This window comes from Ruegeria sp. BG9 (assembly GCF_056538305.1).
The window spans coordinates 648,262-671,896 of the sequence record NZ_JBQFSY010000001.1; the positions used below are offsets into that span (position 1 = coordinate 648,262).

Consider the following 23,635-nt stretch of genomic DNA (forward strand, 5'->3'; position numbering starts at 1 on the left):
CCAACATATAGGAGACGCCAATGGTTCGCGCCATCATGATTCAAGGCACCGGCAGCAATGTCGGCAAATCGGTTCTGGTTGCCGGGTTGGCGCGAGCGTTCACGCGGCGCGGTCTGAGGGTCGCCCCGTTCAAGCCGCAGAACATGTCGAACAACGCGGCTGTGACAGAAAACGGAGGTGAAATCGGACGCGCACAGGCCTTGCAAGCGCGCGCAGCCAAACGCCCGACCCATACGGATATGAACCCGGTCCTGCTCAAGCCCGAAACGGACACCGGCGCGCAGATCATCGTGCAGGGGCAGCGTGCCGGAACCATGAAGGCGGGCGACTATCGCAAGGACAAATCCAAACTGCTGGGGGCCGCGCTCGAAAGCTTTGACCGGCTGTGCGGCGACGCTGATCTGGTCCTGATCGAGGGCGCGGGTAGCCCGGCTGAGACCAACCTGCGCAAAGGTGATATCGCCAATATGGGTTTCGCCTGCGCCGCCGGGGTTCCAGTAGTGCTGGTTGGCGATATCCACCGGGGCGGTGTGATTGCGCAAATCGTGGGCACTCAGGCCGTGCTGGACGAGGGCGATCTGGCGATGATCCGTGGCTTTGCCGTCAACCGCTTCAAAGGCGATGTATCTCTGTTTGATGAAGGGCGCGTTGATATCGCCGCGCGGACCGGCTGGCCTTGCCTGGGTGTTGTGCCCTGGTTCCACGACGCCTGGAAACTACCCGCCGAAGATATGATGGACATCCGCTCTCATACCGGCGGGGCGTGCAAGGTTGTGGTGCCTCAGCTGGAGCGCATGGCCAATTTCGACGATCTGGACCCTCTGTCGGCTGAGCCCGGCGTCAGTGTCGAGATCATTCCTGCAGGCCGCCCCCTGCCCGGCGATGCCGATCTGGTGCTATTGCCCGGCAGCAAATCGACCATCGGTGATCTAGCCTATTTCCGGAAGCAGGGCTGGGATATCGACCTATTCGCGCATGTGCGCCGTGGTGGTCACGTGCTCGGCCTTTGCGGTGGGTATCAGATGCTGGGAAAGACGATTTCAGACCCCGAAGGCGTGGATGGCCGCCCCGGCACGGTTGAGGGCCTTGGGCTGCTGGACGTTGACACGGTCATGGCCGGTAAGAAACACGTGACCCTGACCGAGGCTTGCGCCCTACCCAATCGCGAACCCGTCAGCGGTTACGAAATCCACATGGGCCGGACCGAAGGGCCCGATTGCGCCCGTGCCTGGCTTGAGGTGCAAGGACGCCCTGAAGGAGCAGCCAGTGCCAATGGGCGCATTCTGGGCAGCTATCTGCATGGGATTTTCTCATCCGATGCCTTCCGCGCGCAATACCTATCGCGTTTGGGTGTCACATCCGAGAACGCCTATGAAGACGGAGTCGAACAGGCGCTGGATGATCTGGCAGACCATCTTGAACAGCATATGGATCTGGATCTGCTGCTGGAGCTTGCTCAGACGCCGCAACGGGCCTGAGCTTCTATTCCAGCTCTTTGGCAGTCAGCGCACGGTGAATCTCGCGCCGGACCATCTTGCGGACATTGCGGGTGATACGTTCCCCCAACGCGCCCTGAAGCTCGGACCGGACAACTTCGGCGATCATCTCACGCAAGGCCTCCTCCTCGGACGCAGACAACCCGATCTCGTCCTCGATCGTTTCCCCAAGCGCGTCGTCTTCCACTGGGTCTGCTTTAGGAGTGTCCCCATGCCGAACGAATGTCGCCGGTTCTTCTGTCGCAGCATCCGCCTCGCCTGAGGGCGCATCCACATCCTCGGCATCCTCGTCTTCAAAGGTGGGCGCAGGTATCCAATGCAGCGCCTTCGAGGGCGTGCCGGAATAGGCGTCGTCGCTGTCTCCGTCCGGCTCCCATTGGTCCTCGGTTCGCGCGATGGCGGCCTCAAGGGCTTCGATCTTAGCACTCAGACTACCGGACAGGTTTTCCGACGGGGTCTCGTCGCCGACCTCCTCAGCACCATCGTGATTGGCTGCGTCGCCCGGCTGAACAATATCACAGGCCCGCAGGAGCATCGGCTTGGCCGAATCCTCGGGACTGTATTTGGGTTCCAGTTTCAGGGGTTCGGATTTTGGCGCGTCACCAACGCGCAGCGCGTCCGTCAAGACCAATCTGCCCGGCTTGCGTGGAGCGGTCGCAGTATCGTCATCCGACACTTTGCGACCGTCTTCGCTCACCAGTCGTTTTACCGACGACAGTACATCCTCGATACCTGAGGTCATGACGCTATCCGACATTGTTCTCTACCGCTCTATTCTTGAGACCAAGTGTAGCCAAACACGTCGGGCGTCACAACCAGTAGTATAGATCAGTCCCGCCGCAACGCTTTGAGAACGCGATCTAGATCCTTGCTTTGCTTGCTGACCTGCGCCGGAGCCTTTTTGACCAGGTTGTAATACAGCGTCGGGTCATAAATCTGCACCGCAAGCCCCAGACGTTCAGCCGTTAGAAGACCTTGCGCCTGCAGCAGCTGGTATGCTGCCAAAGACCGTTCGGTGCGCGAGGCGACCTCGGCCAATTGCGCATCCAGAAGATCCTGCTGAGCGGTCAGCACGTCCAGCGTGGTCCGCGCGCCCAGCGTTGCCTCTTCGCGAATCCCGTCAAAGGCCACTTGCGAGGCGCGAACCCGCTCGGTCGAGGCCGTCAGGCTGGCCGTGGCCGTCTGAAACCGCACAAAGGCGTCTGTCACGCCCTGAGTGATGTTCTTCTGCACATTCAGCAGATTGGCCCGCGAAGAGTCCCGGGTTGCCATCGCGCGACGCACGTTGGCCGCAAGACGACCACCCGCATAGATCGGCTGGTTGAAGTTCAGCGAAACAGTCGCGTCGTTGATGTAATCATCATTGTCATATCGCTGCGTCACACCCGCATCCGCGTTCAGGCTGACATTGGGCCCTAGGTTGGCGCGTTGTTGCTGCACGATCAAATCCAGCGCCCGCACCTGGTGCTGAGCCGATAGAATCGCCGGGTGATTGCGTTGCGCGAGGCTGATTGCCTCGGATTGCGAGCGTGGGAGGTTCGGAAGCCCCGGCTGCCCAGCCGTACGCCCCGGCAACTTGCCGACCGCATTAACATACTCGGCCTGAGCGGTGCTGAGATCCCCTCTGGCATCCGCAAGATCCGCGCGCGAACTGGCCAGCTGCGCCTCAGAAAGAGCCACGTCAGTCCGCGTGACTTCACCCACTTCGAAGCGGTCGTTCGAGGCCCGAAGTTCCTCGCTCGACAGATCGACGTTGTTTTGCCGAATCTGGACCGTTTCTTCTTGCAGCAGGACGCTCAGATACGCGGTTGCGGCCCGGAAAAGAACTTGCTGCTCGATATCGATCAGCGACTGGCGCGTCGACAGAACCGTTTCCTGTGCGGACTGCTTGCCCAGCACCGATGCCCCGCCATCATACAAAAGCTGGCTGAGCGTCAAGCCCGAGAAGAATCGCGACGGGTCGGTGCTTGTTCTGACGGAGTCAGTTCTTGTTCTCGTGTAATCCTGACTGACCTGAACCGTCCAGTTGATGATCGGGCGCAGCGCGGAAAGCGCAATTGCCACGTCTTCGTCCGCTGCCCGCAACAGGGCTCGGTTCTGTTCCAGCAGACCGCTGGTGTTATACGCTCCGATGAACGCATCTGTCAGATTGTCAGCCCAGACGGCCCGTCCGGGAACATTACTCAGGGCAATGGCCGCAGTCACTGCAAGCGCTTTGACCAGCTTTCCCGCTGTCTTTCCACGCATACCAAATCCTCTCAAATCGAAATTACGCTGCCTCTCCGGCAGTTTGCGTCTTTATGTTCAACTAATCAAGGTGGTGGAAACAACAGTCAGCGGACTATAGCGAAAATGCACACTCTTGGGAAAAACCGTCCAAAACCAGCGCACTGGCGTTGAAGGCATCCCGCCAACTGACCACACCACCGGCCTTGTGACCGATGCGAACTGTACCCAGTTGTCCATCCACAAACAGACAGGCGATCCGGCCCTGATCCTTCAATTGGTCCAGCACCGCGTCGGGCACCTGTTCGACACCGCCTTGTATCATAATCACGTCATAAGGGCCATGCTCTGCCGCCCCGTCCTCCAGAGGTCCGACATGAATGACGGCATTGTCGACGTTTTCTTCGGTCAACACACTTTGCGCCTCGGACGCAAGATGTTCGTCGGATTCGACACCCACCACCAGCTGCGCCATTCGAGCGGCGATGGCGGTCGAATACCCGTAGGCCGACGCGATATCGAGGACGATTTCGTCATTCGAGATATTCAGCGCATCCAACATCTTGGCTAGAGTGCGCGGCTCAAGAATGCAGCGGCTGTTGCCCAGATCGATCAACCCTTCGACATAGGCCGCTTCGCGCTGTGCGGTCGGTACAAAGCTTTCACGCGGAACGGACAGCATCGCGTCAATGATTGGAAACTTGGTCACATCCGAGGGTCGTACCTGCGTATCAACCATGGTGCGGCGCCGGGCTGCGAAATCTGACATCTGATCTCTCTTTTCAATCCCTTGGATAATTGGCTTGTGCCACACTCGACCTGTCTCGACAACGGCCCAGATGCCGCAAGCCTTGTTCACGATCCGTTTAAACCGGCCGCCCACAAATATTGATTTGCTGCCCAAAATCGGCGCCAATCCTCTGGACGCCCCCGATGAAAGCTGTTAAAACGCCCACCACACCACGGCAAGTATTTGATTTTACTTGAAAAGGCGAGTTGGCGGAGTGGTGACGCAGCGGATTGCAAATCCGTGTACACCGGTTCGATTCCGGTACTCGCCTCCACATCCCCTTCCTCTAAATACCGCCTCCGGAAATCAGTTTCAGGAGGAACGCCCCTGAGGCACAACCTCGTACCCTGGTTCTTCCGGCTCATCGTCTTGCATTTCCGTAGGAAAACCCGGTGCGCGGATGTCCAAACCCGTGGCCTCTTCAAGGCGTTTGATGATGTTTGGCGACAGCTCACGCTCGCCAAACCGGGCGATGCCATCCTCAAATATCTTGATCATCACCGGATTGATTTCCAGCGGAACACCGGCGCGGTCGGCGACGTCCTGAAACAGGCCGATATCCTTTTTCACCAAATCCATCGTAAACGAAATATCGCGCGAACCGTTCAGGATCACCTGGCTTTCGGTTTCGTGCACGAACGATGTCCCCGACGAGATTTTGATGGCCTCATAGGTGGTGTTCAAATCCATCCCGGCGGCCTTGGCGGTGACCAACGCTTCAGCACAAGTGATTAGGTTGGCCGTGGCTAGATAATTGGTCAGTACCTTCAGAACCGAGGCCGAGCCGAGCTCTCCGGTGTGCAGAACGCGCCGCCCCATGGTGGTCAGGAAAGGCAAAATACGCTCGAACGTATCGCGATCGCAGCCAGCGAAGATCGAGATATTGCCCGTCGCCGCGCGGTGACAGCCACCCGAAACAGGGCAATCGACTGCGGCCCCTCCGCGCTCCAGAACCAATGCCCCCAATCGCTTGACCTCAGCCTCGTCGGTGGTGGACATCTCCATCCAAATCTTACCTGGACCAACCTCTGGCAACATCTCTTGCATCACCGCGTCCGAGGCCGCTGGCGACGGCAGGCAGGTTATCACGGCATCGCAATCGCGCATCATCTGGGCCGGGTTTTTAGCCGCTTTGGCCCCCTGCGCGACAAAACCCTCAACCAGATCGGAACTCAGGTCATGAACCGTCAGGTCGATTCCATTGCGCAGCAATGACCCTGACAGCTTGCCGCCCACATTCCCAAGCCCGATAAAACCTACTTTCATGGATTTCGCCTCCGTTTGCGATTTGAGGCCATGCGACCATGCATCAGCGCCCTGTTCATGCCGCCTAGCGACGCTGGCAGGTCGCTTTTCAACGTGCCGCAGCGGTCTGAGCTGCATCGCGCTTGACAAGCTGCGGGTGCGTGCCGCATGAGCCTCATGTTGGTGTCTGTGAGAACAGATGAAAAGGGAATGCGTCAACGGGTTTTCCGCCAAACGCAGCCGCCCCCGCGACCGTGACCGGAGAGGGTGCCCAAGCCACTGGCGCAAAGCCGGGAAGGCGGGACATCCGACAGAGGACGCCTCTGACATCCGCAAGCCGGGAGACCTGCCAGCGCCCGAAGATGAAACCGGACGGGGTGTTCCGGTGTCGGGTCAAGGGACCCGCATGAAACCCCGTCCCCCACGATGAGGATTTGGGGGGATGAGAGACATGACCGAGACCGCTCCGGTCGAATTGCTGGTTTGCACCACCTGTCGTCGCGGGCTGCCCGTTGAAGACGACGCGAAACGCCCCGGCACCCTGTTGCACAAGGCGCTTGAACAGGCGGAGCTGCCGGAAGGGATTACCCTTAAAGCCGTGGAATGCTTGTCGAACTGCAACGAGGGCTGTTCCATCGTGCTGCGCGGCGGCCCGGATCGCTGGACCTTCGTCTATGAGCACCTGAACGAAACCGACCATGTCGACGTGATCGTTGACGGCGCCACCAAGTACCTCGCGACCGAGGACGGCTTGGTCAAATGGCGTGAGCGCCCTGAACATTTCCGCAAAAACTGCGCAGCCCGCATTCCCCCGATTGGAGCCCTGAAATGAGCAACTTGGAAAAACTCCCCGTCACCGTGATCACTGGCTTCTTGGGCTCGGGCAAGACGACTCTGGTTAAACACCTGATGCAGAACCCGCAGGGCAAGCGTCTGGCCGTTGTGGTCAACGAATTTGGAGATGTTGGCGTCGATGGCGACATCCTGAAATCCTGCGCCATCCCCGATTGCCCGGCGGAAAACATCATGGAACTGGCGAACGGTTGTATCTGCTGCACCGTGGCCGACGACTTCATCCCGACTATCGAAGCCCTGATGGCGCTGGAGCCGCGCCCTGATCACATACTGATCGAAACTTCCGGCCTCGCCCTGCCTAAGCCGCTGCTGAAGGCGTTCGACTGGCCCGATATCCGATCGAAAATCACCGTCGATGGCGTGATCGCGCTGGCCGATGCCGAGGCTGTCGCCGCTGGTCGCTTTGCGCCGAATGTCGAAGCCGTGGACGCTCAGCGCCTGGCCGATGACTCGATCGACCATGAAACGCCCTTGTCCGAGGTGTTCGAGGATCAGATTTCCTGCGCCGACATCATCCTGCTGACCAAGCCTGATCTGGCCGGTCCCGAAGGCGTGGCCGAAGCGAAAAAGATCATCGCCGCCGAGGCCCCTCGCCCGCTACCCGTTGTCGAAGTGGCCGAAGGCGCCGTGGACGTCCGCGTTGTTCTTGGTCTGGAAGCGGCTGCTGAAGATGACATGGACGCCCGTCCATCGCATCACGACGGTCACCACGATCACGAGCATGACGATTTCGAAAGTATCATCGTTGATCTGCCGGAACAGTCCGACCCTGCCGAACTGGTCGCCAAGATCGCACGTCTGGCGACTGAGCTGAACATCCTGCGCGTCAAAGGCTACGCCGCCGTTCAAGGCAAGCCTATGCGCCTGCTGGTTCAGGCCGTGGGTGCTCGTGTGCGTCACCAGTATGACCGTCCGTGGGAGCCCGGTGAAGACCGCCGCTCGCGTATGGTGGTGATCGCCGAACATGACGACATCAGAGAAGCAGAAATCCGCGATATCCTCGCTGGTGTCACCGAGGCCGCTGAGTAAGACCAATGCACGTCGTCTTCCGCGAAAGCCACGGGTTAGAAGAAACAGAAACCCCAACCGATCTGGGCCAGAGCCCGGCGGATTTGGTGGTGCTGTCCTTCTCGGACAGCGACCTTGGCGCTTTCGCGGCGGGCTGGCATCGCGGTGGCGGGCCGGATGGGCGTATGCCCACGATGCGGTTGGCGAACCTGACGGCGTTGAAGCACCCTTTGTCAGTCGACACCTATGTGGAACAGACGCTGGAGGGCGCCAAGGGCATTCTGATCCGTCTGATTGGCGGCGTGCCTTACTGGGCCTACGGGCTGCAGCAAGTTCTGTCACTTGCGCAGGCCAAGGGGATCGCGCTGGCCGTCCTGCCCGCCGACGGGCGTGAGGATACGCGGCTGGATGAGTATTCCACCCTGCCCGTCTCGACCCTGCGGCGTCTGGCACATCTCTGCGACACCGGCGGTGAAGTCGCAGCGCAGGCCGCCTTGGCGCAGATGGCATTGGCGGCGGGGCTCTATGCCGGCCCGGTTATGGGGGCTAAAACCCTGCCCGAATCTGGCGCGTGGTGTCCTGATCGCGGCGTGATTCCGGTTGAAACTGCCTTTTCGGACGACGCAAAACGTATCGTCGTCACGTTCTATCGCGCCTATCTAACCTCGGCAGATACCGCCCCTGTTGCCGCCGTGATCCGCAGCTTACGGGGTCGCGGGTTCGAGGCGGTGGGCCTATTCGCGCCCTCGCTCAAAGCACCTGCCGCCGCTGAATGGCTGCGTGACAACATCGTCGCTCTGAAGCCTTCGGCGATCATCAACGCCACCTCCTTCTCAGGCAAAGGCTCGTCGGGTACATCCCCTTTGGACGCGGCGGGCGTGCCGGTATTTCAGATGGCCCTCGCCACGTCCCGCCGCAAGGCTTGGGCCGAGGCGGAACGCGGCCTCTCCCCCGCCGATCTCGCCATGCATGTGGTGCTGCCCGAAGTGGACGGGCGTATTTCGGCGGGCATTGCCTCGTTCAAGGAGCCTGGCAAGCGCGATCCGCATCTGGAATATTCCCGCTTTGCCCACCGGGCTGAGCAAGAGCGGATCGAAGCGATTATCGACCGCGTCGCCGGCTGGTTGAATCTGCATGACAAGCCCAAGGTAGATCAAGTGCCCGCGCTGGTGCTGTCGACCTATCCCGGCAAGGACTGGCAAATGGCGCATGCGGTGGGCCTCGACGCGCTGGCCTCGGCCGAGGCGATGCTGGCCGATCTTCAGGCCGAGGGCTACAGCACCGCACCGGCTGAGCCGATTGCGAAAACCCTGCTGGACGCGCGCATTTCATGGTCTTTGGAAAATTATCAGGCAGCCCTAGCTGACCTGCCTGAGCAACTGCGGGCCGATCTCCAAACCGTTTGGGGCAAGCCCGAAGACGACCCGGTTTTTACTGAAGGCGCGTTCCACTTCACCGCCCTGCGCCGAGGCAACGCGCTCGTTGCTCTACAGCCCGAACGCGGCACACCCGAGCTGCGCAATGACGACTATCACGACCTGTCTCGCACCCCGCGTCACAGCTACGTCGCCTTCTATCTGTGGCTGCGCAAGGGGCTGGGCGCAGACGCTTTGATCCATATCGGCGCGCATGGCACTCTGGAATGGCTTCCGGGCAAGTCCGTTGCTCTGTCGGCGAATTGCTGGCCCGAGGCGCTGATCCGCGACTTGCCAGTGATCTACCCCTTCATCGTCAACGACCCAGGCGAGGCCGCGCAAGCCAAGCGTCGGATCGGGGCCGTGACGCTGGGCCATATCCCGCCCCCTATGAAGGAAAGCGGCACCCCAGATCGTATGGTACGTCTGGAGTCTCTGCTTGATGAGTTCTCGAACGCAGACGGGCTTGATCCCAAACGCCGTGACCGCCTGCAAGAAAATATCCGCGACGAGGCACAAGCCATCGGGTTGGAAAGCGATCTGGGTCTCGATCAGGCCACCTGCACCGCCGAGGCGATTACCCGCATCGACCGCTTTGTCTGCGATATCAAAGAAAGCCAGTTCGGCGACGGGCTGCATATCTATGGCCGTGCGCCTGAGGTTCCCGGTACTTTCGACCCCGCGCCTTCGGCCCATGCGGAACGCAACGCTCTGATCGACGCGCTGGCCGGGAAACGGATCGAGGCCGGGCCGTCCGGTTCCCCCTATCGCGGTCGCTCGGATGTTCTGCCGACCGGGCGGAACCTCTATACCACCGACCCCCGCTCGGTTCCCACGCGGGCGGCCTACGCCCAAGGCGTCAAACTGGCCGAGGAACTGGTCCGCCGTCACCTTCAGGAAGAAGGCGACTATCCCAAGGGGCTAATAGTAGACCTGTGGGGCTCGGCCACGATGCGCACGGCAGGCGAGGAATTCGCCATGGCGTTGCACCTGCTGGGCGTGAAACCGGTCTGGGACAAAGGCTCGGAACGAGTCTCGGGGATCGAGGTGCTGCCGATCACCGATCTCAGCCGCCCGCGCTTGGACGTGACGCTGCGTGTGTCGGGCCTGTTCCGGGACGTCTTCCCAACCCTCTCGGCGCTTTACGGTCAGGCCATCCGCGCGTTGACCGCGCGGGATGAGGCGACCGACTGGAACCCCTATGCCGGTCAGGCACCGTCGGCCCGCGTGTTCGGCCCCGCTCCCGGAAGCTATGGCGTTAACATGACCCAACTGTCCGAAGTGTACACCGACGAGGCGCGCGCACAGGCGGGTGAGGCATGGCTTGAGGCCAGCTCTTTTGCGCTGGAGGGTGAGAATATCGTTCAGGACAAGGCGGGCATCACCCAACGCGTGGCGCATGCCGACAGTTTTGTTCACCTGCAGGACCTGACCGAGACAGACCTGCTTTTGGCCAATGACTACGCCACGCACGAGGCCGGTTTTGCCGCCGCCAAGAAGGCCACGGGTGGGACCGCGCAGCTGTATCATCTGGACAATACCAATCCCGAAAAACCTCGCGCCCGCACCTTGCCGGAAGAGATCAGCCGCGTCGTCCACGCCCGCGCTGCCAATCCGGACTGGATCGCCGGGATGCAACGGCATGGCTTCCGGGGCGCGGCCGAGATCGCGGCGACGTTGGATCACATGGCCTCGTTTGCGCATCTGTCGGGCACCGTTGCGCCGCATCTGTTCGACCTCTACCACGATGCCACACTGGGCGATGAAGATGTGGATGCCTTCCTGCAGCAGGCCAATCCGCAGGCCCATCAGGCCATGCAGGACCGGTTCCGCGCCTTGCTGGATGCCGGTTTGTGGAATACGCGGCGCAACTCGATCCGGGCGGATCTGGAGGGGCTGGGATGAGCGCGCCCACCCCAAAACCAGTCGTCCAAGGTTGGTGCCCCGGCGCCCACCGACCGATGATGTCTGGGGATGGGCTGGTGGTGCGCGTGCGCCCTCGGCTGGCTCGGCTGACCGCGCCACAAGCGCTTGGCTTGTGTGAACTGGCCCAGCAATTCGGCAACGGCACAATCGACCTGACCAACCGTGCGAACCTGCAGTTGCGCGGCGTGCAGGAAAGTGAACACCAGGCATTGCTGTCCGAACTGTCCGCGCTTGGACTGCTGGATGTGGAGCCGGGCATTGAGGTCCGGCGCAACATTCTGGTCTCACCGCTTTACCTGCCGGGCGATTTGACCGCGCGGCTGACTCAGGAATTGATCGACCGTCTGAGTGAGCTGCCCGCGCTACCGGCCAAGTTCGGCTTTGCCATCGACACGGGACCAGAGCGCCTGCTGGCGGCGGACTCGGCCGATATCCGGGTGGAGCGTTCCGCCGATGGGCTGATCCTGCGCGCAGATGGGGCTCAGACAGGACGTGTCGTCTCGGAGGCAGAGGCTATTAGTCACCTGATTGCTCTGACCACATGGTTTGCCGAGGTCTTCACACCAGACACCCGCCGCATGGCCCGGGCCGTGGCGGCTTTTGGTCTGCCTGCGGAATGGCAGGGCCGCGACCCCGGACAAATTGGCGCGTCGTTGCAACCGAGGGCTTGCGATCTGGGCAGCCTCTACGGTGCAGCCTTTGGGCAATTGCCCGCAAATGAGCTCCACGCGCTGATCCGCAACAGCGGTGCCTCTGCCCTGCGTGTCACCCCTTGGCGACTGATCCTGCTGGAAGGCGGGGCGGCGATACCTGCACCGGGTTTTGTCACGGACGGCACCGACCCGCTGACGACCACCGACGCCTGCCCCGGTGCTCCGTTATGCCCGCAGGCGCAAGCGGAAACCCGCGATATCGCGCGCGAATTGGCCCCACTTGTACCCGGCACCCTTCATGTCTCTGGGTGTTCCAAAGGGTGCGCTCGGATGGGCCCCGCGGATGTGACTTTAGTCGGCCAGAACGGACGATTTGATCTTGTCAAACAGGGCCGTGCGGGGGATGAGCCAATCCTGCGCGGGCTGAACCCCGAAACACTGATGACGATGGACTTCACCTGATGCCATACACTTACGAAACCGACGGCGCGGCGATCTACAAGGAAAGCTTTGCAACCATCCGGTCCGAGGCCGATCTGGCCCGGTTCGAGGCCGATGAAGAGCAGGTCGCCGTTCGGATGATTCACGCCGCTGGCATGGTCGGGCTGGAAGAGTTCGTCCATTTCTCACCCGGTTTTGTATCCTCCGCGCGTACCGCGCTGGAAAACGGCGCACCGATCCTGTGTGACGCACGTATGGTCAGCGAAGGCGTGACCCGGTTCCGCCTGCCCGCCGAGAATGAGGTGATCTGCACCCTGCATGACGAGCGCGTGCGCCCTCTGGCTGCAGAGATGAGCAACACCCGCTCTGCGGCGGCGCTTGAGCTGTGGCGCCCGCATCTTGAGGGCGCTGTGGTCGCTATCGGCAATGCGCCGACGGCTCTGTTTCACCTGCTGAACATGCTGGAAGACCCTGACTGCCCGCGCCCCGCCGCCGTCATAGGTTGCCCCGTGGGCTTTGTCGGCGCGGTCGAATCCAAGGACGCCCTATGGGAGGCGCAGCCGGTGCCGTCCTGCATCGTCAAAGGCCGTCTGGGCGGCAGCGCCATCACCGTCGCCGCCATCAACGCCATCGCGAGCCGCGCCGAATGAGCGCCGGCAAGATATATGGCGTTGGCCTCGGCCCCGGTGACCCCGACCTGATGAGCGTGCGGGCCGACCGCCTGCTGCGCAATGCCCGCCACGTGGCGTTTTTCCGAAAGCCGGGCCGCAGTGGTCAGGCCCGACAGATCGTCAACGGTATGATCCCGGAAGGCGCGGTGGAGTTCCCGATGGAATACCCCGTCACAACCGAGATCCCTCTGAACGATCCGCGCTACAATGAGTTGTTGGCGGCGTTCTACGAGGACTGCGCGCAGCATCTGAAAACCCTTGCTGAGAAGGGCGAAGACGTCGTTGTTCTCTGCGAGGGCGACCCGTTTTTCTACGGCTCGTTCATGCATCTCTATACCCGCTTGCGCGACATCGCCCCCGTCGAGGTCGTACCGGCCATTACCGGCATGTCCGGCGCTTGGACAGCAACCGGCGATCCGATCACATGGGGCGACGACATCCTGACCGTTCTTGCCGCCACCCTACCCGAAGAGGTTCTGGCCGAACGCATGGCGAAGACTGACGCGCTGGTCGTGATGAAGATTGGACGCAATATCGACAAGGTGAAGCGCGCGCTCAAGACCGCCGGAATGTATGACCGCGCGTGGATCGTAGAATACGCGCAAATGCCGAACCAACGCGTCTGCAAATTGTCCGAAAATTGCGAGGGGATTACCCCCTATTTCTCGATCATCCTGGTGCACGGTCAAGGGCGACGGCCATGAGCGGCTGGGTCAAGATCGCAGGCCTCGGGCCGGGCAATGAAGACCTGGTCACGCCTGAAGTCTCCGCTGCGCTGGCCGAGGCGACCGATGTGGTGGGCTACATCCCCTATGTCGCGCGCGTGGCCGAACGCCCCGGCCTGACTCTGCATGCCAGTGACAACCGGGTTGAGATCGATCGTTCGCAACACGCGCTGCAGATGGCTACCGAGGGGAAGCGCGTGGTCGTTGTGTCCTCGGGTGACCCGGGTGTCTTTGCGATGGCCGCTGCAGTGTTCGAGGCGCTGGAGAACGGCCCTGAAGAATGGCGCAACCTTCAGATTGATGTGCTGCCGGGTATCACTGCGATGCTGGCCGCGTCTGCCCGTGCTGGCGCGCCCATGGGGCATGATTTCTGCGCCATCAACCTTAGCGATAATCTAAAGCCCTGGTCCCTGATCGAAAAGCGGCTGCGTCTGGCGGCGCAGGCGGACTTCTCCATGGCCTTTTACAATCCGCGCTCGAAGTCGCGGCCAGAAGGGTTTGTAAAAACGCTGGAAATCCTGCGCGATGAATGTGAACCTGAGCGCCTGATCCTGTTCGCGCGCGCCGTGTCGCGCGAGGACGAAGCGATCCGGATCTCCACGCTGGCCGAGGCCACGCCCGAGATGGCGGATATGCAGACGGTGGTCATTGTCGGATCATCGCGCACCCGCGTGATCGAACGCGACGGCGCGCCGATCGTCTACACCCCGAGGTTCACCCCAGAATGAGCCAGCCAGTCCAGAACCTGTGCAATCGTCGACAGCTCGGTCCGCTCCGGCAGGACCGGACGGTCGATCATCAGTACTGGCAGGCCCAGCGCCCGCGCCGCGTCCAGCTTGGCCCGCGCGCCCGTGCCGCCTGCGTTCTTGGACACAACCAACTGCGTCCCGTGCCTTTGCATCAGCGCGCGGTCGTCAGCCTCGGCAAACGGGCCGCGGGCGACAACCACGTCGGCATTCAGCAAGGGCAGCTCTTCGGGCGCATCGACCAGACGCAGCAGATAGTGATGCTGGGGCTGGGCAGAGAACTCCTCAAGATGCACCCGACCAACTGCAAGGAACACGCGCTGCGCCTCGACGTTCAACGCATCAACTGCGGCGGGGATATCGGGAACGTGTCGCCAGTCATCACCGGGCTGCACGCGCCAAGCGGGTCGCGTCAGCGCGGCCATTGGCGTTTGCGCTGCACGGCAGGCCTCAATCGCGTTTCGGCTCATTTGCGAGGCGAATGGATGAGTCGCGTCAATCACATGGCTGATCCCGTTGTCGCGGATATAAGCAACCAGACCCTGCACGCCGCCAAACCCGCCGACCCGAACCGGCGAGGGTTGCGGGCGCGGATTCTCGACTCGTCCCGCGTAGGAGTATATCGCCGCAAGCCCCTGTTCGGAAACGGCTTTGGCCAAAGCGTTCGCCTCGGTCGTGCCGCCCAGAATAAGCACATTGGGGATCAGGGGGTTGGTCATGTCTGATACTCCGTGGCTAACCGTTCTGGGCCTGGGTGAAGATGGGCTTGATGGCCTGTCGCCCGCAAACCGTCAAGTGCTGGATCGGGCCGAGGTCATCATGGGCCCGCCTCGGCACCTGTCACTGGTGCCCGAAACAGGGGCTGAGCGGATCGAATGGCCTGTGCCTTTCTCAGACGGTCTGCCGATCCTGACCGGGCTTCGGGGTCGTGCGACGGTGGTTCTGGCCTCGGGCGATCCGTTCTGGTTCGGCGCGGGTTCGATGATTGCACGCAATTTCGAAGCCGCCGAGTGGACCGCCCGACCTGGCCAATCCACCTTTTCGCTGGCCGCCGCGCGTTTGGGGTGGCCGTTGGAGGGTACCCAGACCTTTGGCCTTCACGCCGCTCCTCTGACGCGTTTGCGACCGCACCTGTCTCCGAGGCTAAGGGCGATCATCCTGTTGCGCAATGGTGCCGCCGTTGCAGAGCTTGCGACCTATCTGACTGAGACCGGGTTCGCCGATACCCAGTTGCACGTGATGGAGGCATTGGGCGGCCCGCGTGAACGCGCGCGCTCGGTCTCGTTGACCGAAGCGCTTCTGGGCACGTTCGATCACCCGGTCTGCGTCGGGCTGGAGGTTGCGGGCGAAGGGCGCGTTTTCCCCAAGGCCTCGGGTAAACCCGACGAGATTTTCGAGACCGACGGCCAGATTACCAAACGCCCGATCCGTGCGCTGACCCTGTCGGCGTTGGCCCCGCAACGCGGTGAGCATCTGTGGGATATCGGTGGCGGCACGGGCTCGATCAGCATTGAATGGCTGATGTGTGATCCGACCTTGACGGCCACAACCATCGAACCCCGCGTAGATCGCGCCGAACGCATCCGGCGCAATGCCGATGCGTTGGGGCAAGATCGGTTGAATGTCGTTCACGGTACGGCGCCGGATGCGCTGTCAGGTCTGCCTCTGCCCGATGTTGTGTTCATTGGAGGCGGTCTCAGCGCCGATCTCTTGGCGTGGCTGCGCGATGCCCTTCCATCAGGCGCCCGCTTGGTCGCCAACGCCGTTACTTTGGAAAGCGAAGCGCTGCTGGCCCGCTGGCACGAAGAATTGGGCGGAGATCTTTTGCGGATTGAACTTGCGCACTCGGCACCGCTCGGCTCTCGGCGCGGATGGAAATCGGCCTATCCGGTCGTGCAATGGAGTGTGACGCTATGATCGTCGCAGGCCTTGGCTTTTCATCAAGCGCAACAGTGGACAGCCTGCGCGCGGCCTATGACGCCGCTGCCGCTGATCATGACGTTCAAGCCTTGGCAACCGTTGCCGACAAAGAGGGCCACCTGGCTCTGGCCAGTTTCGCAGAAGGCCTTGCCCTGCCCTTGCATTTCGTTGCCGCAGCCGATCTGGCCGGGCAGCGCACCCTGACATGCTCGAACCGCAGCCGCGCCACCTATGGCACTGGTAGCGTGGCCGAAGCATCCGCATTGGTCGCCGCCGGGAATGGCGCGCGGCTTCTTTCACCCAGACATATCTCGGACGACGGGCTGGCGACATGCGCCATTGCCATCGGAGGACACTCATGACCGTTCATTTCATTGGCGCCGGACCGGGCGCTGCCGATCTGCTCACACTGCGTGGGCGCGATATCATCGCCTCCTGCCCCGTTTGCCTCTATGCGGGATCTCTGGTGCCCGAAGAAATTCTGAGCCACTGCCCCGAAGGCGCTAAGATCATCAACACCGCGCCCATGGATCTGGATCAGATCATGGCCGAGATCGATGCGGCGCATAAGGCCGGCCAGGATGTAGCACGCCTGCATTCGGGCGATCTGTCGGTCTGGTCGGCAATGGGTGAACAAATCCGCCGACTTAAAGATATGGGCATCCCCGTCAGCGTTACCCCGGGCGTGCCTTCATTCGCTGCGGCTGCGGCGTCTTTGGGCACCGAGCTGACCTTGCCCGGCCTGGCGCAATCTGTGATCCTGACGCGGACCCCGGGCCGTGCGTCCTCGATGCCCGAAGGCGAAACGTTGGAAAACTTTGCCCGCACTGGTGCGACATTGGCCATTCATCTGTCGATCGGCAACTTGGACAAGGTGATTGCCGATCTGAGCCCTGCCTATGGCGCGGACTGCCCAGTAGCGGTCGTCTATCGAGCCAGTTGGCCGGATGAGCGGATCATCCGCGCGACATTGGCCACCCTCGAAGACGCACTGGATGAAAGTATTTCGCGCACCGCGCTGATCATTGTCGGGCCTGCGTTGGCAGGTGAAGGGTTCGACGAAAGCTGCCTGTACTCAAAAGACTATGACCGTCGCTATCGCCCGCAAAGTGCGGACAGCCCATGGTCTAGCTGGAGCCCCGAGGATGAATGACTCGATGACTAACCCTCCGGGCATTCTGATATCGGCCCCCTCTTCGGGGACCGGCAAAACCACCGTGATGCTGGGCCTGTTGCGGGCGCTGGCCGAGGATGGCCTCACAGTACAGCCGTTCAAGAGCGGCCCCGACTATATTGACCCGGCCTTCCACCGCGCGGCTGCGGGGCGGGCGTCGTTCAACCTCGACAGTTGGGCGATGGGCGACGGGCTGCTTGGCGCGATCTCGGATCAGGCCGAAGGGGCGGATATCGTGGTGGCCGAAGGCTCGATGGGCTTGTTTGACGGCGTCGCCAAACCCGGAGAGCTGGGGCATGGGTCCAGCGCCGAGACAGCACAGCGGATGGGCTGGCCTGTTGTGCTGGTGTTGGACGTGGGCGGTCAGGCCCAATCGGCGGCGGCGACCGCGCTTGGGTTCAAGATGTACAACCCCGACCTGCCTTTCGCCGGAGTTATCCTGAACCGCTGCGCCAGCCCTCGGCATGAGCGTTTGACGCGGCTGGGAATGGAACGTGCAGGCCTGCCGGTTCTGGGCGTATTGCCCCGTCGCGGAGACCTGACTCTGCCGGAACGTCACCTAGGGCTGATCCAAGCGGTTGAGCATCCTGATCTGGAAAGCGCCATTGTCGGATATGCTTCCTTCCTGCGGGAACATGTGGACCTTGAGGCGATCAAACTGGCGGCTTCCTCAGGCCCCAAAGGGCCATCGTCAGCCGCGCTGCCGCGGCCTCCGGCGCAACGAATCGCATTGGCCCGGGATGCGGCGTTTTCGTTCACCTATCCGCATCTTTTGGAGGGATGGCGCGCGACGGGGGCCGAGATCCTGCCGTTTTCTCCATTAGCCAATGAAGCCCCTGCCGATGATGCCGATCTGGTTTGGTTGCCGGGCGGGTATCCGGAGCTGCACGCGGGCACTTTGGCTGCCGCGGGCACGTTCCTGACCGGTTTGCGGAAACACGCGGAAACCAAGCCGGTGCATGGGGAATGCGGTGGCTATATGGCCCTTGGTGAGGTTCTGATCGACAAAGAGGGCGTGCCGCACCAGATGGCTGGATTGCTGGGGCTGCAGACCTCGTACCAGAAGCGCAAGTTCAACCTGGGGTATCGCCGGGCCGAACTGCTGTCTCCGATGCCGGGGTTTGCGCAAGGCGCATCGCTGCGCGGGCATGAGTTCCACTATTCCTCGATCATCGAACAGCCTGATGCACCGCTGGCGCGCGTGTTCGATGCCGAAGGAGATGAAGGCCCGCAGACCGGATCACGCCGTGGCAATGTCACCGGTACGTTCTTTCACCTCATCGCCGAGGCCTCGGCATGAGTGGGTTTGTGTCATTCATCGGGTCCGGTCCGGGAGACCCGGAATTGCTGACCCTGAAGGCTGTGGACCGGATGCAGAAGGCCGACGCCGTTCTGTTCGACGATCTGAGCAGCGGGCCCATTCTGAGCCACGCGCAACCGGATGCGGATCTTGTGGGCGTCGGCAAACGGGCCGGGCGGCCCTCGCCGAAACAGGATCATGTCAGCCGCCTGCTCGTGGAATACGCGCAGACCGGACAACGTATCGTGCGGTTGAAATCCGGTGATGGCGGCATGTTCGGACGGCTTGAGGAAGAGATCGTCGCCCTGCGTACAGCCGGGATCGACTATGAGATCATCCCCGGCATCCCCTCGGCCATCGCAGCCGCAGCCGCTGCCGGTATTCCGCTGACCCGCAGGCTGACGGCCCGGCGTGTACAGTTTGTCACCGGCCACGATGTCAGCGGGCAACTGCCCCCCGATCTGAACCTGACCGCTTTGGCGGACGCTGCGGCGACCACCGTTGTGTTCATGGGCAAACGGACCTTTCCGCTGCTGGTCGAGGCCCTGCACTCCAACGGCCTGCCACTGGATACGCCTGCACTGATGGCGGAATCCGTTTCCACACCGGATCAGAAGCTGCACCGCTCGACCATTGGCGCGCTGGCCGACACGCTGAAATCCGAGATCGGAACGGCCCCTGCCCTTATCCTCTATGGGCCCTTGGCGGAGTTCGAGGATGTATGAGCTGTCCCTGGTCGGAATTGGCACCGGAAATCCCGATCACGTAACCCTGCAAGGCGCGCAGGCAATCCGCGAGGCGGATCTGATCCTGATCCCGCGCAAGGGTGAGAACAAAGCCGATCTGGCCGGACTGCGGGAGGAGATCATCGCCAAGGTCACTGAGATGCCTCCGCAGATCGCGTATTTCGATATCCCCAAGCGCCGCTCGGACGACGGATATCTGCAAGGCGTCGACGAGTGGCACGATGCTATTGCACTGCGCTGGCAAGAAGCGATGGCGGAACATCCTGAGGCCTCAAAGATCGCCCTATTGATCTGGGGGGATCCCTCGCTTTATGACAGCTCGCTTCGGATTGCCTCTCGGCTGGACCCGCAACCGCGCAAACGCGTGATTCCGGGGATTACCGCGCTACAAGCGCTGACAGCAGCCCATACCATTCCCATCAACGATATCGGCGCGCCTTATGTTGTTACCACTGGCCGCCGCATCCGCGATGAAGGCTGGCCCTCGGACGCCACCAAGGTGGCCGTGATGCTAGACGGCGAGTGTTCATTCCAAGCGCTGGATATGAAGGCGTTCGATATCTGGTGGGGCGCCTATGTCGGCATGAAGGAAGAGATCCTGATCCACGGCCCACTAGATGAGGTAGCCGAAACCATCTTGACCACCCGCGCGCAGGCCCGAGCCGATCATGGTTGGATCATGGATATCTACCTGCTGCAAAAGCGGTCACTCTGAAGACGCATACGCAAATGTGAATGCACAGGCAGGCGAAACCTGCTCTAGTTGGGCACCAACAACACGGAGACCCTGTGATGAGAGCAATCTGCGCTGCGTTCTACTTGCTAGCCTCGCCTGCCCTTGCGGATCAGGCCCTGCCGGGATGGGCCGTTCATGACACAGGGAAATCCTATGACGCGCTGGTGGCTGACACCAAGGCCGCCGTCAAGGAACACGGGCTGATCGTTGTCACTCAAGCCGGGCCGACCAAAGCGGCGGCGGCCCGAGGGATCACCATTCCGGGCAATCGCGTGATCGGCGTATTCAACAACGACTATGCGGTGCGGGTACTCGAAACCTCGACCGCAGCGATGATCGAGGCGCCGATTCGCCTGTATGTCACCGAAAATGACGACGGCACTGCGAGTTTGTCATACAAAACCCCCAGCTTTGTGTTTGAGCCTTACGCGGATCAAGGTGGGCAGGCCCTGTCCGATATTGCCGCAGAACTGGACCAAAAGTTTCAATCAATTGCGGAAACAGCCGTCAAATAGTCACACTGATGTGAACCCGCTTGCCTCTTGCCAGTGTGTCAGACATTTGCTGTCACATATCTTTTTCTCGGAGCATGACTGATGCAGGACCTCTCTCCCCGCGCGGCGGATCTACTGGCTCAACGATTGTATGAGGCAGGGTGCCGCCATGCGTTCGGTATGCCAGGCGGCGAGGTTCTGACGCTGGTGGACGCCCTCGAACGGGCCGGCATAACCTTTCATCTGACCAAACACGAGAACGCAGCCGGTTTCATGGCCGAAGCCGTCCATCACCGCGACGGCGCGCCCGCGATACTAGTTGCAACCCTTGGTCCCGGCGCGATGAACGGGATCAACGTGGTTGCCAACGCGCTGCAAGACCGGGTGCCCATGGTCGTGCTGACCGGCTGTGTCGACGCTGATGAGGCGCTGACCTACACGCATCAGGTCATGGACCACAGCCAAGTTTATCGCTCGATCACCAAAGGGACCTTTACCCTGACCTCCGAGGGCGCAGATATCATCGCCGACAAAGCGGTGTCGCTTGCCAATCAACCCCGCCCCGGCCCAGTGCATATCGACGTGCCGATCTCGGTCGCGGATACCCGCGTCTCATCGACGAAACGCCGCCGTCTGGCCAAGGTTGCCGCCGTGGCGCCCGAAGGCGATTGCCTGTCCAAGGCCCGTCGCTGGGTGGCTGAAGCCGAGCGTCCGATTGCGATCATCGGGCTGGATGTCCTTTACGACGATTCACGCAGCGTGGTTCAGGCGTTTCTGGAGCATTTCAGCATCCCCTTCGTCACCACCTACAAGGCGAAGGGCGTGGTGCCCGAAGATCATCCCTTGTGTCTCGGCGGTGCCGGTTTGTCCCCTCTGGCCGACAAACACCTTGTCCCGCTGGTGGAACAGGCCGATCTGGTTCTCTGCCTGGGCTATGACCCGATCGAAATGCGCCCCGGCTGGCGTGAGATCTGGGACCCCGAAGAAACGCGCGTGATCGATATCTCGGCCGTGGTCAATGATCACTACATGCATCAGGCCGGGCTGAACCTTGTTGCCGATACCGGCGAGACCCTCGAAGCCATCGCCAAAGGCAACCCCGCCCGCGCCACTTGGCCAGGCGGAGAACCCGCGAAGGTCAAAGCCGCATTGGCAGAAGCCTTCCCACAGGATGACGATTGGGGCCCAGCTGGTGTGATCGCCGAGACCCGCGCCGCCCTGCCCGCGAATACTCTGGCAACAGCAGATAGCGGCGCGCACCGCATTCTCCTCAGCCAGATGTGGGAGTGTTCGGAACCGCGCGGGCTGATCCAGTCCTCGGCGCTTTGCACCATGGGCTGCGCTGTTCCGATGGCAATCGGGCTGAAACTGGCGGAACCGAACCGTCCGGTGATCAGCTTTTCGGGTGATGCCGGATTCCTGATGGTCGCCGGAGAGCTTTCGACTGCCGCCGAAATGGGCGGCAACCCGATCTTTCTCGTCTTTGTCGACGCCTCCCTCGCCCTGATCGAGTTGAAACAACGCCAACGGCAGATGGGTAACAACGGGGTCGATTTTGACCGCCATGACTTCGCCGCCCTGGGCCGCGCGTTCGGAGGCTATGGACACACGGTCCGCAACCGCGCAGAACTGCGTGCAGCACTTGATGAGGCGGTCAAAGCCGACCGCTTCACCGTCATCGCTGCCGAGATCAAGCGTGGAGGATATGATGGCCGAATCTAATGGGCCGCTGAAAGGCGTAAAGGTTCTGGACCTGTCGCGCATTCTGGCCGGACCGACCTGCACCCAACTTCTGGGCGATCTGGGCGCAAGTGTTATCAAGATCGAAAACCCCTCGACCGGTGGGGATGATACGCGGCAATGGGGCCCTCCGTATGTTGAGGATGAAGCGGGCAACCGTTCCGACCTGAGCGCGTATTTCATGTCGGCCAACAGGAATAAGAAATCTGTTGCCATCGACATTGCAACACCCGAAGGACAAGCCGAGATCAAGCGGCTGGCCTCGCATGCTGATATCCTGATCGAGAATTTCAAACCCGGCGGGCTGGCGAAATACGGGCTGGATTACAACAGCTTGTCGCAGGATCTTCCCGGCCTCGTCTATTGCTCGATTTCCGGCTACGGGCAGACGGGCCCCAACTCCAGCAAGCCCGGCTATGACCTGATGGCGCAAGGGTATGGTGGGATCATGTCCCTGACCGGCGACCCCGAAGGCGCGCCGATGAAAGTGGGCGTTGGCATCGCCGATGTGATGTGCGGCATGTACGCAACCGTTGGCATTCTGGCGGCGCTGCGCCACCGCGACCTGACCGGTGAAGGGCAACAGATCGACCTTGCATTGGTGGATGCACAGATCTCATGGTTGATCAATGAAGGCACAAACTACCTGACCTCGGGCCAGGTGCCTCAGCGGCGCGGCAACGGACATCCGAATATTGTCCCGTACGAGGTGTATGAGACGGCAGATGGACACGTAATTTTGGCTGTTGGAAATGACAGCCAGTTCCGCAGGTTCTGCGTGTTCATCGGACACGCCGATCTTGCCGACGACGACCGCTTTGCCACCAACCCAGCCCGGCTGGAGCACCGTGACGTACTGAACGCGATCCTGCGCCCGGCGATGAAACAGCACCCGACGACGACCGTGATTTCCGAGCTTGAGGCCCGCAAGGTACCCGTCGGCCCGGTGCAAACGGTGGATCAGGTGTTTGACACCGATCAGGTCGCCGCGCGGCAGATGAAGATCGCCATGCAGGCCCAACCGGGAGAGGTGAATTTGATCGGCAATCCGCTCAACCTGTCGCTCACGCCTGTAACATATCGGCATGCGCCACCGGTCTTCGGGGCCGATACTGATGATATTTTAAGCGCTGAAAACCCGTTCGAAGATTGAAACACTTGCATGTTTCGGCAGCAACTTGCTGAAACATGCCCTTGAATCGGCGGTTTTTTTCACTTTTTTCACACACGCGATTTCACCAATTCGAGAGCAGGGTCGATACTGTTACGAGGCCGTCGCAGACTCTGGTAAATCGAACAGTGTCAAATACCGCAACCAGATTGGACCC

At 61.4% G+C, this 23,635-nt stretch carries 22 protein-coding genes, 1 tRNA gene and 1 riboswitch; of the genes, 18 read left to right on the forward strand and 5 right to left on the reverse strand.

What is annotated here, in order from left to right; genetic code table 11:
* The first annotated feature begins 20 nt into the window (after positions 1 to 20).
* Positions 21 to 1,478, forward strand: coding sequence for a cobyric acid synthase (locus ACR0I8_RS03290; protein ID WP_480702728.1), 1,458 nt, complete (start codon positions 21 to 23; stop codon positions 1,476 to 1,478).
* Between the two features lie 4 nt (positions 1,479 to 1,482).
* Here the strand turns inward: ACR0I8_RS03290 and ACR0I8_RS03295 are convergent, their stop codons facing one another.
* From ACR0I8_RS03295 to ACR0I8_RS03305, 3 genes are all read right to left on the reverse strand, one after another.
* Positions 1,483 to 2,238 (reverse strand): hypothetical protein, encoded by a 756-nt coding sequence (locus ACR0I8_RS03295; RefSeq protein WP_480702730.1) that lies wholly within the window; start codon positions 2,236 to 2,238, stop codon positions 1,483 to 1,485.
* Between the two features lie 86 nt (positions 2,239 to 2,324).
* On the reverse strand, positions 2,325 to 3,743 hold the full coding sequence (locus tag ACR0I8_RS03300; protein ID WP_170688931.1) for a TolC family outer membrane protein: 1,419 nt from the start codon (positions 3,741 to 3,743) through the stop codon (positions 2,325 to 2,327).
* A 94-nt stretch (positions 3,744 to 3,837) separates the two neighbouring features.
* Entirely contained in the window at positions 3,838 to 4,491 is a 654-nt protein-coding gene (locus ACR0I8_RS03305) for a protein-L-isoaspartate O-methyltransferase family protein (RefSeq protein ID WP_170688932.1), read from the reverse strand.
* A gap of 221 nt (positions 4,492 to 4,712) precedes the next feature.
* Here ACR0I8_RS03305 and ACR0I8_RS03310 point away from each other — a divergent pair.
* Positions 4,713 to 4,786, forward strand: a tRNA-Cys gene (locus tag ACR0I8_RS03310).
* 38 nt (positions 4,787 to 4,824) lie between these two features.
* Here ACR0I8_RS03310 and ACR0I8_RS03315 read toward each other — a convergent pair.
* Positions 4,825 to 5,895, reverse strand: a complete 1,071-nt coding sequence (locus ACR0I8_RS03315) for an NAD(P)-dependent oxidoreductase (RefSeq protein WP_480702732.1) — start codon at positions 5,893 to 5,895, stop codon at positions 4,825 to 4,827.
* A 26-nt stretch (positions 5,896 to 5,921) separates the two neighbouring features.
* A riboswitch (cobalamin riboswitch) is annotated at positions 5,922 to 6,125 on the forward strand.
* Positions 6,126 to 6,208: 83 nt separating this feature from the next.
* Here ACR0I8_RS03315 and ACR0I8_RS03320 point away from each other — a divergent pair.
* The 7 genes from ACR0I8_RS03320 to cobJ are packed head-to-tail and all read left to right on the forward strand — an operon-like array spanning position 6,209 to position 14,179.
* The gene (locus ACR0I8_RS03320; RefSeq protein ID WP_170465764.1) at positions 6,209 to 6,589 is read left to right on the forward strand and encodes a DUF1636 domain-containing protein; all 381 of its coding nucleotides are present in this window, start codon (positions 6,209 to 6,211) and stop codon (positions 6,587 to 6,589) included.
* Complete coding sequence (cobW, locus tag ACR0I8_RS03325) at positions 6,586 to 7,641, forward strand: cobalamin biosynthesis protein CobW (protein WP_170688933.1); 1,056 nt, start codon at positions 6,586 to 6,588, stop codon at positions 7,639 to 7,641. The genes ACR0I8_RS03320 and cobW overlap by 4 nt, the downstream gene beginning before the upstream one ends.
* A gap of 5 nt (positions 7,642 to 7,646) precedes the next feature.
* Positions 7,647 to 10,940 carry a cobaltochelatase subunit CobN gene (cobN, locus tag ACR0I8_RS03330; RefSeq protein WP_170688934.1) on the forward strand — a complete coding sequence of 1,098 codons (3,294 nt, stop codon included), beginning with the start codon at positions 7,647 to 7,649 and terminating at the stop codon, positions 10,938 to 10,940.
* Positions 10,937 to 12,076 (forward strand): precorrin-3B synthase, encoded by a 1,140-nt coding sequence (cobG, locus tag ACR0I8_RS03335; protein ID WP_170688935.1) that lies wholly within the window; start codon positions 10,937 to 10,939, stop codon positions 12,074 to 12,076. Before cobN ends, cobG begins: the two co-directional genes overlap by 4 nt.
* Complete coding sequence (locus ACR0I8_RS03340) at positions 12,076 to 12,705, forward strand: precorrin-8X methylmutase (RefSeq protein ID WP_170374179.1); 630 nt, start codon at positions 12,076 to 12,078, stop codon at positions 12,703 to 12,705. Before cobG ends, ACR0I8_RS03340 begins: the two co-directional genes overlap by 1 nt.
* Entirely contained in the window at positions 12,702 to 13,430 is a 729-nt protein-coding gene (locus ACR0I8_RS03345) for a precorrin-2 C(20)-methyltransferase (protein ID WP_170688936.1), read from the forward strand. The genes ACR0I8_RS03340 and ACR0I8_RS03345 overlap by 4 nt, the downstream gene beginning before the upstream one ends.
* A complete protein-coding gene (cobJ, locus tag ACR0I8_RS03350; protein ID WP_170688937.1) occupies positions 13,427 to 14,179 on the forward strand; it encodes a precorrin-3B C(17)-methyltransferase in 753 nt (250 codons plus the stop codon). Before ACR0I8_RS03345 ends, cobJ begins: the two co-directional genes overlap by 4 nt.
* On the opposite strand, the gene ACR0I8_RS03355 is transcribed toward cobJ, so the two are convergent.
* Entirely contained in the window at positions 14,152 to 14,916 is a 765-nt protein-coding gene (locus ACR0I8_RS03355; RefSeq protein ID WP_170688938.1) for a cobalt-precorrin-6A reductase, read from the reverse strand. The two genes, cobJ and ACR0I8_RS03355, sit on opposite strands and share 28 nt — an antisense overlap.
* Between ACR0I8_RS03355 and cbiE the strand changes: the two genes are divergently transcribed.
* From cbiE to ACR0I8_RS03400, 9 genes are all read left to right on the forward strand, one after another.
* Positions 14,915 to 16,114, forward strand: coding sequence for a precorrin-6y C5,15-methyltransferase (decarboxylating) subunit CbiE (cbiE, locus tag ACR0I8_RS03360; RefSeq protein ID WP_170688939.1), 1,200 nt, complete (start codon positions 14,915 to 14,917; stop codon positions 16,112 to 16,114). The genes ACR0I8_RS03355 and cbiE overlap by 2 nt on opposite strands.
* A complete protein-coding gene (locus tag ACR0I8_RS03365) occupies positions 16,111 to 16,479 on the forward strand; it encodes a cobalamin biosynthesis protein (RefSeq protein WP_170688940.1) in 369 nt (122 codons plus the stop codon). The genes cbiE and ACR0I8_RS03365 overlap by 4 nt, the downstream gene beginning before the upstream one ends.
* On the forward strand, positions 16,476 to 17,270 hold the full coding sequence (gene cobM, locus ACR0I8_RS03370; protein WP_170688941.1) for a precorrin-4 C(11)-methyltransferase: 795 nt from the start codon (positions 16,476 to 16,478) through the stop codon (positions 17,268 to 17,270). Before ACR0I8_RS03365 ends, cobM begins: the two co-directional genes overlap by 4 nt.
* Positions 17,263 to 18,591: a cobyrinic acid a,c-diamide synthase CobB gene (locus ACR0I8_RS03375; protein ID WP_480702736.1), complete on the forward strand. Its 1,329-nt coding sequence runs from the start codon at positions 17,263 to 17,265 to the stop codon at positions 18,589 to 18,591. Before cobM ends, ACR0I8_RS03375 begins: the two co-directional genes overlap by 8 nt.
* Positions 18,588 to 19,316, forward strand: coding sequence for a uroporphyrinogen-III C-methyltransferase (gene cobA, locus ACR0I8_RS03380; protein ID WP_170688942.1), 729 nt, complete (start codon positions 18,588 to 18,590; stop codon positions 19,314 to 19,316). Before ACR0I8_RS03375 ends, cobA begins: the two co-directional genes overlap by 4 nt.
* The gene (cobF, locus tag ACR0I8_RS03385; RefSeq protein WP_170676623.1) at positions 19,309 to 20,052 is read left to right on the forward strand and encodes a precorrin-6A synthase (deacetylating); all 744 of its coding nucleotides are present in this window, start codon (positions 19,309 to 19,311) and stop codon (positions 20,050 to 20,052) included. The genes cobA and cobF overlap by 8 nt, the downstream gene beginning before the upstream one ends.
* A 77-nt stretch (positions 20,053 to 20,129) precedes the next feature.
* Complete coding sequence (locus ACR0I8_RS03390; protein WP_170688943.1) at positions 20,130 to 20,588, forward strand: DUF302 domain-containing protein; 459 nt, start codon at positions 20,130 to 20,132, stop codon at positions 20,586 to 20,588.
* Positions 20,589 to 20,669: 81 nt separating this feature from the next.
* Positions 20,670 to 22,289 carry a thiamine pyrophosphate-binding protein gene (locus tag ACR0I8_RS03395; protein WP_170688944.1) on the forward strand — a complete coding sequence of 540 codons (1,620 nt, stop codon included), beginning with the start codon at positions 20,670 to 20,672 and terminating at the stop codon, positions 22,287 to 22,289.
* A complete protein-coding gene (locus tag ACR0I8_RS03400; protein ID WP_170688945.1) occupies positions 22,276 to 23,460 on the forward strand; it encodes a CoA transferase in 1,185 nt (394 codons plus the stop codon). The genes ACR0I8_RS03395 and ACR0I8_RS03400 overlap by 14 nt, the downstream gene beginning before the upstream one ends.
* Positions 23,461 to 23,635: the final 175 nt, after the last annotated feature.